Source organism: Flavobacterium sp. UBA5153 (assembly GCA_002413745.1).
GTDB lineage: Bacteria > Bacteroidota > Bacteroidia > Flavobacteriales > Flavobacteriaceae > Flavobacterium.
In genome coordinates, this window is sequence record DHXP01000018.1 from 128,227 (window position 1) to 143,814 (window position 15,588).

Below are 15,588 nucleotides of genomic sequence, written 5' to 3' on the forward strand. Positions count from 1 at the left end.
ATTCGTATTTATAAATCACAAAAAATGAAAAACGTCCTTGTTGTCTATTATTCTCAGTCGGGACAACTGGAATCTATTGCAAGAAACATTGCGAAGCCACTTTTGGATTCAGATGAGATTAATGTTACATTTCATGAAATTCAGTTAGAAAAACCGTTTCCTTTTCCTTGGAATAATGATGCTTTTTTTGATGCTTTTCCAGAATCTTTTTTGCAAATCCCAACAGCTTTAAAACCAATTTCTCCTGAAATTTTAAATACAAAATTTGATTTAATTCTATTGAATTATCAAGTTTGGTATTTGTCTCCTTCCATCCCCATAAATTCATTTTTAAAAAGTCCGGAAGCCAAAATACTTTTAAATAATACTCCGGTAATAACTATCAGTGGGTCCAGAAATATGTGGATAATGGCTCAGGAAAAAATAAAAAAATTATTAAAACAAAACAATGCTCAACTCAAAGGAAATATTGCTTTGGTTGACCGAGCTGGAAATTTAATTAGCGTTTTTACTATATTTGACTGGATGTTTTCAGGAATTAAAAGAAAATATTTAGGCATTTTTCCAATGCCAGGAGTTTCGGATAAAGACATTAAAGAATCATCAATATTTGGAAAAGTTATTCTTTCGGGTTTAAATGATAATAATTTAGAGAATTTACAATCGAAATTAGTAGAACTTGATGCCGTGAGAGTTAAACCATTTCTGATTACAGTAGATAGAACAGGGAATAAAATTTTTAAAATGTGGTCCAATTTTATCGTTAAAAAAGGAGAATTAAGAAAAACATGGCTCAAAGTTTTTAAAGTCTATTTGTTGGTTGCAATATGGGTAATCTCACCAATAGTGTTTGTATTTTACCTTATTTTTTATCCATTGATGCTAAATAAAATAAAAAAAGAAAAATCGTATTATAAAGGAATAGTAATTTAAATTTAAAAAATATGTTTGATGTTTACATAACAAAGACAAGTAAATTTTTGCCCAATAAAGTAATTTCTAATGATGAAATGGAATCTTATTTGGGCTTAATCAACAATACAGTATCAAAAGTAAAAACCTTGATTCTAAGAAATAATAAGATTACTTCTCGCTATTATGCCTTGGATAAAAATGGAAAAGCCACACACACCAATGCTGAATTGACATTCAAAGCAATTGAGGCTTTGTTTGACGATGATTTTACAAAAGACGATATGGAAGTTTTGTCTTGCGGAACTTCATCACCAGATTACTTGTTGCCTTCTCATGCTGCAATGGTTCACGGATTCTTTAAAAATAAATCCGTAGAATTAAATTCATCGGCAGGTGTTTGTAATGCCGGTATGAATGCTCTAAAATTTGGTTTTTTGTCAGTACGATCCGGAAATTCTAAAACTGCAATTTGTACAGGTTCAGAGCGATTTTCGTCCATGTTGATTGCAGACAGATTCGAATATGAGGTTGTCAATTTAAAAGCACTCGAAGAGCAACCCATACTTGCTTTCAAAAAGGATTTTTTACGTTTTATGTTGTCTGATGGAGCATCTGCTTTTTTATTGGAAAATGAACCAAAAGGAGAAACCCCATTAAAAATAGAGTGGATGGAAGCTTATTCTTTTGCACACGAATTGGAAACTTGTATGTATGCCGGTGGAGATAAATTAGAAAACGGAGATATTAAACCTTGGTGTGATTATAAGTCGGATGAGTGGTTAGAACAATCTGTTTTTTCAATAAAACAAGATGTTAAACTTTTAGATGTAAATATAATTGTAAAGGGAGCTGATTGTATAAAAATGGCATTAGAAAAAAATAATGTTAAACCAGAAGATGTTACTTATTTTATGCCTCATATTTCTTCCTATTATTTTGAAGACAGATTGTTAAATCGGCTAACAGAAATAGGGATTGATATGCCAAAAGAAAAATGGTTTATAAACTTGAAAGATGTTGGTAATGTTGGTGCTGCTTCCGCTTTTTTAATGCTGGAAGAATTAATGAATTCAGGCCGTTTGAAAAAAGGAGATACAATGTTACTTGCTATTCCAGAAAGCGGACGTTTTTCTTATGCATTGGCCTATTTAACAGTTTGCTAAAAGACTGTGGGTGTGTCTAATACAGTATTCGATAAAGATTTTGTAGAAAATTTGTTGCCGCAAAAATTTCCTTTTGTAATGGTCGATAAAATGTATTCTTATACCGAAAACTCTTTAGTTTCCGGTTTGAGAATTCAAAACGATAATATTTTTTTTCACAACGGAAACTTTGTTGAATCGGGATTAATAGAACACATGGCACAATCCGTGGCTTTACACACCGGATATCAGTTTTTTTTGAAACAGGAACCAGCGCCAACAGGTTACATAGGTTCTATTAAAGATGTTGAGATACGAAAACTGCCAAAACTCAATGACGAAATTCAAACAACGGTTACCATACTTCAGGAATTTGGAGGCATAACTTTAGTTGATGTGGCTACAAAACTAAATGGTGTTGAAATTGCCAAAGGTCAGATGAAAACAGTTTTAGCAAAATGATTTTGAAAGGAATGGATACTTCAATAGACATAAAAAATTATTTACCACATCGAGCACCAATGCTTATGGTTGATAAGTGTATTGCTATTAATAATGAAAAAGTAGAAACCGTTTTTGAAATAAAAGAAGATAATATTTTCATTCAGAATAACACTTTTTTAGAAGCTGGATTAATCGAAAACGCAGCACAAACCTGTTCGTCAATTGTTGCAAAAGACTATTTTGTGCATGAAAACAATGAGGATAAAGGAGGCGTTGATGTTATTGGATTTATTAGTGCTATAAAAACATTAAAAATTTTTGCACTTCCAAAGGTGAAGAGTACAATAAATACCAAAGCGACATTGATTTCTAAATTTGTAACAGATGATTACAGTTTGTGTACCATGAGTTGCCAAACCTTTCACAAAAAGGAATTGCTTTTAGAAGGAGAAATTAATCTTTTTATTCGCCCCGCCCCAGCACTCCCAAAATGAGAGTGATCCGAAAGGATTTTGATTTATTAATAATTGACAGATGAAAAAAGAAGAAGTACCACAGGACATAGGCAATCTTTCTGAAAAGAACATGAAGGAATTGGTTTATGCCACTGATGAAAAAGGAAATTATACCACGGCTCTAAGTACGGGTTGGGAACCAAAAACCATTGCACTTTCTAATTCCATCGAAGTGATTAATGAACGCATTGCCATTGCAAAAAAACAAGTAAAAAATAATGAAGTAAGTCCGATTTGCTATTTTATGGAATTGCATAAAATGGACATTTCCATTTTATCCAGCTATGTTGGAATGTGGCAATGGCGTGTAAAAAGACATTTTAAACCCAAAGTGTTCACAGGATTAAGTGACAAAATTTTACAGAAGTATGCTGAAACTTTCGCTATTTCTATTGCCGAATTAAGAAATTTTAAAACAGATTAATGGAAACCAATTTTACACATCATCAATCTGCGCACTGTGAAAACGGAGTTGCCTCCAATTTATTAAAGCACAATGGTTTGAATATTAGCGAACCGATGGTTTTTGGTATTGGTTCAGGTCTTTTCTTTGTTTATTTGCCATTTATCAAAATCAATTATGCGCCAGGAATCAGTTATAGACCAATGCCAGGTCAAATTTTCAATAAACTCGCTAAACGATTAGGATTAAAAATAAAAAGACAAAAGTTTTCTAGCATTGCGAATGCTAATAAAGCTTTAGACGAAAATTTAAAAAACAATATTCCAACAGGATTGCAGGTTGGTGTTTACAACTTGACTTATTTCCCGGATGAATACCGGTTTCATTTCAACGCACACAACTTGGTTGTATATGGGAAAACGGAAACTGATTATTTAATCAGTGATCCGGTTATGGAAACCGTAACGACATTGACACATGAAGAACTAAACAAAGTGCGTTTTGCCAAAGGAGCTTTTGCGCCAAGAGGACAAATGTATTATCCGATTCAAATTCCTGCAACTGTCGATTTAAAAAGCGCTATAATCAAAGGAATAAAGAATACCTGTCGCGATATGTTGGCTCCAATACCAATTATTGGTGTTAGAGGAATAAAATTAGTAGCCAGACAAATTAGAAAATGGCCGATTAAACACGGAACCAAAAAAGCGAATCATTATCTGGCTCAAATGGTCAGAATGCAGGAAGAAATAGGAACTGGAGGTGGCGGTTTTAGATTTATTTATGCCGCATTTTTGCAGGAAGCTTCTGTTGTTTTAGAAAACGAAAAACTAAAAGAATTGTCACGAGAAATGACCGCAATTGGTGATTTATGGAGAGATTTTGCGGTAGAAGCTTCAAGAATTTACAAAAACAGAAGTACACAGGTTGATGTTTACAACACCATTGCCGACCAACTTTTGGACATTGCCAATAAAGAAGAAGAGTTCTTTAAAAAATTAAAAAAAGCAATTAGCTAAAATGCCTATTTTGAAAACCATTATCCAAATAACAGCACTTTCAAAAAAATACAAAGATGCCGAAATGTATTCTTTGGACGACTTTACGCTGACTATTAAGGAAGGCCAAATTTTCGGATTATTAGGTCCAAATGGTGCCGGAAAAACCACATTAATTTCGATGCTTTGCGGATTGGTAAAACCTACTTCAGGAAGTTTTACTATCGATAATATGACATATTCGAAAAATTCAGACGAAATAAAGAAAATTATTGGCGTTGTGCCACAAGAATATGCATTGTATCCAACATTAACCGCAAGGGAAAATTTGCTTTATTTTGGAAGTATGTATGGTTTAAAAGGCAGTAATCTAAAAGAGAAAGTAATCGAAAGTTTAGATTTTCTTGGATTATTAAAATTTGCCGACAAACGAATTGAAACCTTTTCTGGCGGAATGAAACGCCGAGTCAACCTGATTGCCGGAATTTTGCACAACCCAAAAGTGCTTTTTCTGGACGAACCAACAGTCGGTGTTGACGTGCAGTCTAAAAATGCCATTATTGATTATCTAAAACAACTAAACAAAAACGGTACGACTATAATTTACACTTCGCATCATTTATTGGAAGCACAGGATTTTTGTACCGATATTGCAATTTTAGACCGAGGAAAAATTCATGCACAAGGCACGCCGACTGATTTAATTGCTGCAACGGCAAATGCCAGAAACCTTGAAGACGTTTTTATTTCATTAACAGGAAAAGAAATGAGAGATGATATATAAACTATGGATGTCCATTTATAAAGAATTTCTGTTGCTGAAAAGAGATTTAGGGGGCGTGGTTACTCTATTTGTAATGCCTCTGGTATTGATAATTGCTGTAACATTAATTCAAGACAGTACTTTCAAAACAGTTACCAATGCAAAAATTCATATTCTTTTTGTTGATAATGACAAAGGAAAAGTATCAAAAACAGTTTATGATAATTTAGAAAAAAGCGATATTTTTAGTGTTGTTACTAAAATTGACAACGAACCGCTGTCTGAAGCACTAGCGAAAGAGGCGGTTTTTAAGGGAAAATATCAATTAGCGATCATTATTCCGAAAAATTTAAGTTCTGATTTGCAGACCAAAATTGACCAGAATGTCCAAAAAATGGTAAGCAGTTTAGGATTGACGGATACTTTGACAAAAAAGGGAAATTCAAAGATAATCAATCAAAAGGAAGTAAAACTTTATTTTGATCCAGCGGTGCAAATGAATTTCAAAAATGCAGTAATGAGTTCTATTGACAAAATGATTTCACAAATAGAAACGCATTCTATTTATGCTACTTTTCAAGAACAGTTGGGCGAAGGCAGTACTAGTTTTGAGCAAAAAAGTTTTATTACTTTCAAAGAAATAGTTCCGAAAGTAAACGACAAAGAAATAATCCCGAATTCGGTTCAGCATAACGTTCCGGCATGGACACTTTTTGCTATATTTTTTATTGTTATTCCATTATCCATCAATGTTGTAAAAGAAAAAACACAGGGAACTTTTGTTCGTTTACGTACGAATCCGGTTTCTAACGGGATTGTTTTAGCAGGAAAAACGGTGATGTATTTAATCATTTGTATGATTCAGTTTTATATGATGGTCGCGGTTGCAATATTCCTGTTTCCACATTTAGGTTTGCCGGCACTTAATGTTGAAGGAAATTTATTTCTGATGAGTATCGTCGCTTTATTTTCAGGATTTGCCGCCATTGGTTTCGGAATTTTATTAGGAACTATTGCCAAAACCCAAGAACAATCTGCCCCTTTTGGAGCAACAGCCACGATTATTTTAGCCGCCATCGGAGGTGTTTGGGTTCCTGTTTTTGCAATGCCCAAAGTGATGCAAATCATTGCCCAATCCTCGCCAATGAATTGGGGATTGAATGCTTTTTATGATGTTTTATTACGTAATGCCACAATTTTGGATATCTTGCCGGAAATAAGTTTGTTATTTTTGTTTTTCCTAATTACCATAACCTTCGCCTTGTTGTATGATAAAAAGAAAAGAGCAGTTTAACGAAGCCACAGCTTTGACCGTTACCCAAGAAATTAGGGTACGATTCAACGAAACCGATCCGCTCGGGATCGTTTGGCACGGTCATTATATCACGTATTTTGAAGATGGTCGGGAAGCATTCGGACGATATCACGGGATTTCCTATCTTGATGTTTTCGACAGCGGATTTACAACGCCAATTGTCAAATCAATCTGCGAGCATAAATTATCGTTGCGTTATGGCGATGTGGTTCGAATTGAAACTACTATTATTGATACGCCAGCGGCCAAAATGATTTTCAGATATAAAATTTTTGACACCAATAATGAAATTGCCTGTACCGGTGAAACCATTCAAGTTTTTTTGGATAGCAAAGGCGAATTAATGCTGACCAATCCGCCATTTTACGAAGAATGGAAGAGAAAAGTAGGATTGTTATTATAATGAAAATTGAATTGCCGTTGGTTTTAACCAACGGATAAAAAATATATGATAAAAGAAGTTTTCATATCTGAAACCAATTGCATCACGCCCATCGGGTTTGATGTAGCCACCAATGTCAAAAATATTGTCAATGAGGTTTCCGGCATTCAATTGCATCAAAATCAATCGTTGATAAAAACGCCTTTTTACGCTTCTATTATTGATTCAGCCCAATTAAATAAGGCTTTCGCCAAAGTTGCTCCAGCTGAAAAATATTCCAAACTGGAAAAAATGATGATTTTGGCACTGCAACCCATTGTTGAAAATTCAAAATTGGATTTGGACGGGAAAACGGGTTTTATTCTTTCCACCACAAAAGGAAATATAACTGCTTTAGAAAATTCATCAGAAGAAAATATCCAGAAAGCACAGTTGCATCAATTAGCAAAAACCATTGCCCATTTCTTCGGATTTGAAACCGAACCTATCGTGGTTTCCAATGCTTGTGTTTCAGGAATTTTGGCCGTTTCGGTGGCCAAAAGATTAGTGCAAAGCGGAATGTATGACAACATTTTTGTAGTTGCCGGTGATGTAATTTCTGAGTTTGTTTTGTCAGGATTCAATTCCTTTCAGGCCATGAGCGATTTGCCTTGTAAGCCGTATTCAAAAAACAGAAACGGAGTTACTTTAGGCGAAGCATCAGCTGCGGTTTTGGTAACATCCAATAAAGAAAATGCCAAAATAAAAATCATCGGTGATGGTTCCATTAACGATGCCAATCATATTTCCGGACCTTCAAGAACTGGAGAAGGACTTTTTAGAAGCATCGAAAGTGCTTTGGCGGAAGCCAAAATAAATCCCAATCAAATTGATTATATCTCGGCACACGGGACGGCAACCTCCTTTAATGATGAAATGGAAGCGATTGCTTTCAACAGATCAGGATTGGGAAATGTACCATTAAATAGTTTAAAAGGATTTTACGGACATACATTAGGCGCTTCCGGATTGCTGGAAACCGTCATCGGAATACAATCTGTTCTCGAAAGTAAATTATTTGCTTCTTTGGGTTTTGATGAATTGGGCGTGAGTCAACCCATTAATATCATTGAAAAAAGTGAAGATAAAACCATCAATTATTTCCTGAAAACGGCTTCTGGTTTTGGGGGCTGTAACACGGCAGTTTTATTCGAAAAAATGAAAAAATGATAGAAAACAAAACCTACATAAAATCCTTTTGTACGATTCAAAATAACGAAATTATTCTGAACGGGGAAACGATTTTTAAAACAGAACCAACCGTATTCTCTGATTTTTCAAAGAAAGCCTTTCGAAATTTCGAAATAGATTATCCCAAATTTTTCAAAATGGATAATTTGAGCAAGCTTGCTTTTTTAGGAGCCGAACTACTTTTGAAAAATGAAATCGACAACACAAAAGAAAATAACATAGCCTTGGTTTTTGCCAATAAATCATCGAGTTTAGATACCGATGTGAAATACCAAAAGTCTATTTCCGATGCAGCAAATTATTTTCCGAGTCCCGCCGTTTTTGTTTATACATTACCCAATATTTGTCTTGGAGAAATTAGTATCCGGCACCAATTGAAAAGTGAGAATTCTTTCTTTATATTTGAGGCATTCAATCCGGTATTTATGGAGAATTATGCAAACGTTCTTATAAATATAAAAAAAGCAGATAAAGTACTTTGTGGCTGGGTCGAATATTTTGACGAAGAATATAAAGCTTTCCTTTATTTAGTCGCATCAGAAGGGAATACGAAACATCAAAAAGAATCATTAGAAACATTATATAACAAGTAATTATGGAAGCATTAAAACAGGAATTAAAAGAAAAAATAATAGCAGTTTTGAACTTGGAAGATATCAATTTGGAAGACATCAACGACAATGACCCATTATTTGGAGACGGTTTAGGATTGGATTCTATCGATGCTTTAGAGCTTATCGTAATGTTAGATAAAGATTATGGAATTAAATTGGTTGACCCAAAAGAAGGGAAAACGATCTTCCAATCTATCGAAACAATGGCTGCTTATATTTCAGCTAACAGAACAAAATAATCTAAAATTAAAATGAAAGGAGTTGCCATAACTGGAATGGGAATTATCTCTGCTATTGGAAATTCAGTAGAAGAGAATTTTATTTCGTTAGTAAATAATAAAGTTGCGATTACGACCATCGAAAACATTTCGACGGTTCATGCAGCAGTAATTAAAGTTGGTGAAATCAAGAAAACCAATCAGCAATTAGTGGATGAACTCCAACTTTCTTCAGATAATAATTTCTCAAGAACTGCCTTGCTTGGAGTAATTGCAGCAAAACAAGCGGTTCGTAATTCAGGAATTACTTCGATTAATGAATACAAAACGGGATTGATTTCTGCAACAAGTGTTGGCGGAATGGATATGACCGAAAGGTATTATTACGACTATTTTGAAAATGAAGCATTACTAAAATACATCAGCTGTCATGAAGGTGGCGATGTGGCTCAAAAAATTGCGGATGAATTGGGTTTAGAAGGAATGGTTACAACAATAAGTACGGCTTGTTCTTCGGCTGCCAATGCGATTATGCTTGGCGCACGGTTGATTAAAGCTGGAAAATTAGACCGAGTAATTGTTGGTGGAACTGATGCTTTAACAAAATTTACGATTAACGGTTTTAAGACCTTAATGATTTTATCGGACACCAATAATATGCCTTTTGACAATAACAGGAAAGGGTTAAATTTAGGAGAAGCAGCCGCTTTTTTAGTGTTGGAATCCGAAGCTATTGTAAAAAAAGAAAATAAAAAAGTATTGGCGCGGGTTTCCGGATATGGAAATGCAAACGATGCTTTTCATCAAACTGCCTCTTCAGAAAATGGTGACGGCGCTTTTTTGGCGATGGAAAAAGCATTCCAGGTTGCTCATTTAAAACCAGAACAAATAGATTATATCAATGTTCACGGAACGGCAACTCCCAATAATGATTTATCAGAAGGAAGAGCTATTGTTAGGATTTTTGGAGACGAAAACGTGCCGGATTTCAGTTCTACAAAACCTTTTACGGGACATACTTTAGCAGCAGCTGCGGCTATTGAAGCTGTTTATAGTGTTTTGGCGATTCAGAATGATGTGGTTTTTCCCAATCTGAATTTCAAAACACCAATGGAGGAATTCAATTTGATTCCGCAAACAACTTTAAAACATAAAAATATTGAACACGTATTGTCCAATTCTTTTGGATTTGGCGGAAATTGTTCCTCTCTTATATTTTCAAAAAGCGAATGAGAAAGACTTATATCAATGGCGTAGGCTGTATTTCGGCACAAAAAACATTTGATGCTATTTTTTTGGAAGAAGCCGAAATAAATGAAAACGATACGATACTTGCGTTAAAAGTTCCAGTTTATAAAGATTTTATTTCACCGGTCGCCATCAGAAGAATGGCAAAAGGCGTGAAAAACGGAATTGTAGCTTCGGCACTTGCTATGAAAGAAGCGCAGGTAGAAACCGTTGATGCCATTATTACCGGAACCGGTATGGGTTGCATCGAAGATTCGGAGAAATTTTTAAAAGCAATTCTTGATGATAAGGAAGAATTTCTGACTCCAACTTCTTTTATTCAATCGACACACAATACCGTTGGAGCCCAAATTGCTTTGGGACTGCAATGCAAAGCCTATAATTTAACGTATGTAAATGGTTCCGTTTCATTTGAATCGGCTCTTTTGGATGCGAAAATGAAAATTGAGGAACACGAAGCTTCAACAATTTTAATTGGAGGGATTGATGAAACTGCCGATTTTACAATGTCGGTTTTCAAATTGGCGGGATTTATAAAAAAAGAAAACGAAAGTCCCTATAAAGTTTTAAACTCGACTACAAAAGGTGCCGTTTACGGTGAAGGCGCTACTTTTTTTGTTGTAGAAGATAAAAAACAAGATTTTACGTATGCTGAAGTTTTGGATGTTGAAATCCTAAATAAACTGAAAGCTGATGAGGTGGAAGCGAAAATTACCGCTTTTTTAAAATCGAATTCATTGCAAATTTCAGATATTGATGCCGTAGTTTTAGGTTACAATGGAGATGTAGAATTTGATTCTTATTATAAAACACTTTCTGAAAACGCTTTTGCGAATACTCCGCAGGTATATTACAAACATTTAAGCGGTGAGTACAATACAGCGTCTGCATTTGGATTATGGGTTGGCGCAAAAATTATCAAAACACAGCAGATTCCCAAAATTTTAAAAGTAAATCCGTTAGAAAATTCGGAATATAAAAAAATACTGTTATACAATCAATACAAAGGAATTGATCATAGTTTTACCTTAATTTCAAAATGTTTGAATCTGAAATCATAGCTTTCAAACAACACTTAAAACAGATCTAAAATTGCTTTTTAGAAACCATTATTTGATAAAAGAGCAATTTGAAGATGCTACAAATAAAGTTTATAAATCTTAAGAAGGTAACAAGGTATAACTATCTTTTTATATCAAAAGGCGACGAAAAACTTTTTAAAATAGTGCATTTCTCTAAAAGAAAAGAAAAAATAAACATCGGTTTTACTTCAAAAAACAATATTTTTGCTGAAAGAATTGAATTTTTCAAAATTACAAAACACTAATCTTGTTTATCAAATAGGAGCTACCTATGCTTTTGGCCTAAAATAAAACAAACATGCTTCTAAAAGATTTTTATAAAATACTTTCATTAGAAAAAACCGATACTCAAAAGTATTTGGCTATCATTTTGATTAATGAAAAGCACGATGTTTTCAAAGGACATTTTCCGGGAAATCCAATTATGCCCGGAGTTTGCATGATGCAAATTATTAAAGAGCTGACCGAACAAATCACACAATTTCCATTGATACTGCAAACACTTTCGAACGTTAAGTTTATGGCATTAATTAATCCTGATAAAACTCCCGAATTGCGTTTAGAATTAGATGTCACAATAACGGATGAGGATTTGGTTAAAGTAAAAAACGCCACCTTTTTTAATGAAACAGTAGCTTTAAAATTAAGCGGTGTTTATAAAAGAATATAATTATGAAATTGATATTTTCCTTATTCGTATTCCTTAATTTTTTCAATAATCCGGATATTTCCGAGATTAGAAAAAGCTATTTCAATGCGGCAAATTCTGAAAGTCTTTCAAAAAATTTTTCTTCAAAACTTTCTGGAGTTACCAATGAAAGCGATAAAACATTAGTAGCCTACAAGGGCGCATCGATAGCATTGATGTCAAAATTTGCAAAGAAGATAGCAGACAAGATTGATGATTTTAAAGAAGGGGCAAAGCTTGTGGAATTTGCTGTGGTAAGTGAACCAAATAACATAGAAATACGGTTAATCAGGTTAAGTATTCAGGGGAACGTTCCCAAAATTGTAAAATACAACAGCAATAAGAAAGAAGACAAAGACTTTATATTAGCTCATTACAAAGAACAATCTGGCGCTTTAAAAGAGTATGTGAAAAATTTTATGCTGCAATCCAAAAGTTTTTCAGCAGCAGAAAAGCAAACTATTAAATAGTTAAAGCAGCAATAACTGATATGGAGGCTATTTTTATCTGAAACGGAGTACATCAATCAACTGAAAGGTTGTATTATTGTACCAACGTATTATAACTGCAAAACGTTGAAACGGATTCTGGATTCCATTTTGAAATACATTTCAAATATAATTGTTGTTAACGACGGATCAACTGATGACACAGCCAAAATCCTTGAAAATTATCCGCAATCAGTTAAATCCATCTTTCAGAAAATTTCAAAAAAGGAATGGCTTTGAGAGCTGGATTTGAAAAAGCATTAACCAAAGAAATCACGAACCTTCCGGAAAAGCGGGTCATTGAAAAGTATTAAAAAAAAATCAAAATAAAATTACAATGATTCCAAAAATTGAAATCGCTACTGCAGCCGAAATTAAACTTTTTCAGGAGCAAAAACTTTTGGAACTTTTAGAATACGTCAATCAAAAGTCGCCATTTTACAAAAGACTTTTTGCCAATGAAAATATTGTAATTGGCAGCATCAAAACGATTGAAGATTTACAGCTTTTGCCGGTCACTACAAAAGAAGATTTGCAAAAATACAATGACGATTTTCGGTGTGTTCCTATTAATAAAATCATTGATTATACCACAACATCTGGAACATTGGGAGAACCGGTAACTTTTGGTTTAACAGATAAAGATTTGGATAGATTGGCCTATAATGAAGCTATTTCTTTTGATTGTGCCGGAATAAAAGAAGGTGACATCGTGCAGTTGATGACTACAATTGACAGAAGATTCATGGCGGGTTTGGCCTATTTTTTAGGTTTGCGAAAAATGAAAGTTGGCATAATCCGTGTTGGTGCCGGGATTCCGGAATTGCAATGGGATTCCATTCTGAAATATAAACCAACCTATTTGGTGACTGTTCCGTCATTTTTATTGAAACTTATCGAATTTGCCGAAGCCCATGATATCGACTACAATAATTCAGGAATAAAAGGAGCTGTTTGCATTGGAGAATCGCTTCGAAACCAGGATTTTTCGATGAATGTTTTGTCAAAAAAAATCACTGATAAATGGAATATTAAGCTATTTTCGACTTATGCTTCTACCGAAATGAGCACCGCTTTTACCGAATGCCAACAATCTATTGGTGGTCACCATCATCCGGAATTAATTATTGTTGAGGTTTTAGATGAAAATAATAAGCCGGTCAAGAATGGCGAATCGGGTGAGTTAACATTTACCACATTAGGAATAGAAGCCATGCCGTTAGTGCGTTTCAAAACAGGGGATATTGTGCAATTGCATACAGAAGCCTGCGATTGTGGAAGAAATACGTTGCGGGTTGGGCCCGTTATTGGCAGAAAACAGCAAATGATTAAATACAAGGGTACAACTTTATATCCACCAGCAATGAATGATGTTTTGAATATTTTTGAAAATATTGAAAGCCACATTATTGAAATTTCCACTAATGAGTTGGGAACTGACGAAATTTTAATAAAAATCGCCGTCAAACAACAATCAGAAATTTTTTTACAACAAATAAAAGATCATTTCAGAGCTAAGTTAAGGGTAACTCCAAAAATTGAATTTACTACCAAAGAATACCTAAATTCCTTGATTTTTAATCCAATGAGCAGAAAGCCAATTCGTTTTTTTGACTATAGAAAGAATACGCTTTAAAGTTATAAAACTGAGTCCGTTATTATTCATCTGGTATCTATTCATCTAAAAGTTGTAATTTTGCCACAAATTCAAGAAAATGGTCAAGATTGGCAACATAGAATTACCTGATTTCCCTTTACTTCTCGCGCCTATGGAAGACGTGAGCGATCCGCCATTCCGCAGATTGTGCAAAACCTACGGCGCTGATTTGATGTATTCGGAATTTATTTCCTCCGAAGGGTTAATTCGGGATGCCATCAAAAGCCGAATGAAATTGGATATTTTCGATTATGAAAGGCCAGTTGGTATCCAGATTTTTGGTGGAGACGAAGAGGCAATGGCACTTTCTTCCAAGATTGTTACAACCGTAAAACCGGACTTAATAGATATTAATTTTGGTTGTCCCGTTAAGAAAGTGGTTTGCAAAGGCGCTGGAGCGGGAGTTTTAAAAGATGTCGATTTGATGATTCGTTTGACTAAAGCCGTTATTGATAGTACCGGCTTGCCCGTTACCGTAAAAACCCGTTTGGGTTGGGACGATAATTCCATCAATATTGATGAGGTAGCCGAGCGTTTGCAAGATATTGGTGTCGCTGCTTTGAGCATTCACGCCCGAACTCGTGCCCAAATGTACAAAGGCCATTCCGATTGGTCGCATATTGCACGCGTGAAAAATAACCCTAGAATCACGATGCCAATTTTTGGAAACGGCGATATTGATTCTCCCGAAAAAGCTTTACACTATAAAAATGAGTATGGTATCGACGGAATTATGATTGGTCGTGCCGCCATTGGTTATCCTTGGATTTTCGATGAAATTAAACATTATTTCAAAACAGGTGAACATTTGGCAAAACCAACCGTAGCTAATCGTGTTGAAGCCGTTCGTAACCACCTCACTTGGGCAATGGAATGGAAAGGTGAAAGGCTTGGAATTGTAGAAACGCGTCCTCATTATTCTAATTATTTCAAAGGAATTCACTCTTTTAAAGAATACAGACAAAAACTGGTTACTCTAAGCACTCCTGTAGAATTATTTGCTGTTTTGAATGAAATTGAAGAAGCTTATTCGGATTATCAGGTTGTTTAGATTTTTACAAGAAAGTTAAAGTCAATTATTTTTTCGCTAAATTTTATTATATTTGTTATAAATAATTTTGATTATGAGTGTTCAAACCGAAAAATCTTTTTTAATTGATTTACTTCAAAACATCAATGACGTTTCTATCATTCAGAAAGTGAAGAATTTTGTATTGCACGAAATCGAACCCGTTTCTTTATCAGAAAATCAAAAAAAAGAACTAGATAAAAGGTTATTGGAACATCAAGAAAATCCTAAATCTGGAGTAGACGCACTTGAGTTTTTAGATTCTTTAAAATCTAAATATGAGTTATAACAAACTCATTTTAAAGACAAATGCAGCGGTCGAAATCGAAAACATAATTCCTTTTTATGCTTCGAAAAACAGTATTCTAGCCAAACGAATAGAGAAAGAAATATGATTAGGTTTCAAAACTATTGCCA

Annotated in this window: 20 protein-coding genes; all 20 read left to right on the forward strand. The window is 34.3% G+C overall.

Going from position 1 to position 15,588, the window contains the following annotated elements; translation table 11 throughout:
* Positions 1-24: 24 nt before the first annotated feature.
* Positions 25-933, forward strand: coding sequence for a dialkylrecorsinol condensing enzyme DarA (locus tag B2145_RS04120; RefSeq protein ID WP_291098604.1), 909 nt, complete (start codon positions 25-27; stop codon positions 931-933).
* An 11-nt stretch (positions 934-944) separates the two neighbouring features.
* Positions 945-2,078, forward strand: coding sequence for a beta-ketoacyl-ACP synthase III (locus tag B2145_RS04125; protein WP_291098606.1), 1,134 nt, complete (start codon positions 945-947; stop codon positions 2,076-2,078).
* A gap of 12 nt (positions 2,079-2,090) precedes the next feature.
* Complete coding sequence (locus B2145_RS04130) at positions 2,091-2,519, forward strand: hypothetical protein (protein WP_291098607.1); 429 nt, start codon at positions 2,091-2,093, stop codon at positions 2,517-2,519.
* Positions 2,520-2,530: 11 nt separating this feature from the next.
* Positions 2,531-2,995, forward strand: coding sequence for an ABC transporter permease (locus B2145_RS04135; protein WP_291098610.1), 465 nt, complete (start codon positions 2,531-2,533; stop codon positions 2,993-2,995).
* Between the two features lie 40 nt (positions 2,996-3,035).
* A complete protein-coding gene (locus tag B2145_RS04140; RefSeq protein ID WP_291098613.1) occupies positions 3,036-3,440 on the forward strand; it encodes a hypothetical protein in 405 nt (134 codons plus the stop codon).
* Positions 3,440-4,438, forward strand: a complete 999-nt coding sequence (locus B2145_RS04145; protein ID WP_291098615.1) for a BtrH N-terminal domain-containing protein — start codon at positions 3,440-3,442, stop codon at positions 4,436-4,438. The genes B2145_RS04140 and B2145_RS04145 overlap by 1 nt, the downstream gene beginning before the upstream one ends.
* Before the next feature lie 64 nt (positions 4,439-4,502).
* Positions 4,503-5,201, forward strand: a complete 699-nt coding sequence (locus B2145_RS04150) for an ABC transporter ATP-binding protein (RefSeq protein ID WP_291098773.1) — start codon at positions 4,503-4,505, stop codon at positions 5,199-5,201.
* Positions 5,191-6,474, forward strand: a complete 1,284-nt coding sequence (locus B2145_RS04155; RefSeq protein WP_291098618.1) for an ABC transporter permease — start codon at positions 5,191-5,193, stop codon at positions 6,472-6,474. Before B2145_RS04150 ends, B2145_RS04155 begins: the two co-directional genes overlap by 11 nt.
* Positions 6,449-6,898, forward strand: coding sequence for an acyl-CoA thioesterase (locus tag B2145_RS04160; RefSeq protein WP_291098621.1), 450 nt, complete (start codon positions 6,449-6,451; stop codon positions 6,896-6,898). The genes B2145_RS04155 and B2145_RS04160 overlap by 26 nt, the downstream gene beginning before the upstream one ends.
* Before the next feature lie 45 nt (positions 6,899-6,943).
* Positions 6,944-8,086, forward strand: coding sequence for a beta-ketoacyl-[acyl-carrier-protein] synthase family protein (locus B2145_RS04165; RefSeq protein WP_291098624.1), 1,143 nt, complete (start codon positions 6,944-6,946; stop codon positions 8,084-8,086).
* Complete coding sequence (locus tag B2145_RS04170) at positions 8,083-8,700, forward strand: 3-oxoacyl-ACP synthase (RefSeq protein WP_291098628.1); 618 nt, start codon at positions 8,083-8,085, stop codon at positions 8,698-8,700. Before B2145_RS04165 ends, B2145_RS04170 begins: the two co-directional genes overlap by 4 nt.
* 2 nt (positions 8,701-8,702) lie before the next feature.
* A complete protein-coding gene (locus tag B2145_RS04175; protein WP_291098630.1) occupies positions 8,703-8,960 on the forward strand; it encodes a phosphopantetheine-binding protein in 258 nt (85 codons plus the stop codon).
* 12 nt (positions 8,961-8,972) lie between these two features.
* Positions 8,973-10,172, forward strand: a complete 1,200-nt coding sequence (locus tag B2145_RS04180; protein ID WP_291098633.1) for a beta-ketoacyl-[acyl-carrier-protein] synthase family protein — start codon at positions 8,973-8,975, stop codon at positions 10,170-10,172.
* A complete protein-coding gene (locus B2145_RS04185; protein WP_291098636.1) occupies positions 10,169-11,248 on the forward strand; it encodes a beta-ketoacyl synthase N-terminal-like domain-containing protein in 1,080 nt (359 codons plus the stop codon). Before B2145_RS04180 ends, B2145_RS04185 begins: the two co-directional genes overlap by 4 nt.
* A gap of 319 nt (positions 11,249-11,567) precedes the next feature.
* Positions 11,568-11,939, forward strand: coding sequence for a 3-hydroxyacyl-ACP dehydratase (locus B2145_RS04190; RefSeq protein WP_291098639.1), 372 nt, complete (start codon positions 11,568-11,570; stop codon positions 11,937-11,939).
* 2 nt (positions 11,940-11,941) lie between these two features.
* Complete coding sequence (locus tag B2145_RS04195; protein ID WP_291098643.1) at positions 11,942-12,427, forward strand: hypothetical protein; 486 nt, start codon at positions 11,942-11,944, stop codon at positions 12,425-12,427.
* Between the two features lie 129 nt (positions 12,428-12,556).
* Complete coding sequence (locus B2145_RS17675) at positions 12,557-12,685, forward strand: glycosyltransferase (RefSeq protein ID WP_414654989.1); 129 nt, start codon at positions 12,557-12,559, stop codon at positions 12,683-12,685.
* A gap of 97 nt (positions 12,686-12,782) precedes the next feature.
* Positions 12,783-14,081: an AMP-binding protein gene (locus tag B2145_RS04200; RefSeq protein WP_291098645.1), complete on the forward strand. Its 1,299-nt coding sequence runs from the start codon at positions 12,783-12,785 to the stop codon at positions 14,079-14,081.
* A gap of 79 nt (positions 14,082-14,160) precedes the next feature.
* A complete protein-coding gene (gene dusB / locus B2145_RS04205; protein WP_291098647.1) occupies positions 14,161-15,153 on the forward strand; it encodes a tRNA dihydrouridine synthase DusB in 993 nt (330 codons plus the stop codon).
* Between the two features lie 73 nt (positions 15,154-15,226).
* Positions 15,227-15,460, forward strand: coding sequence for a hypothetical protein (locus B2145_RS04210; protein WP_291098650.1), 234 nt, complete (start codon positions 15,227-15,229; stop codon positions 15,458-15,460).
* The last annotated feature ends 128 nt before the right edge of the window (positions 15,461-15,588 follow it).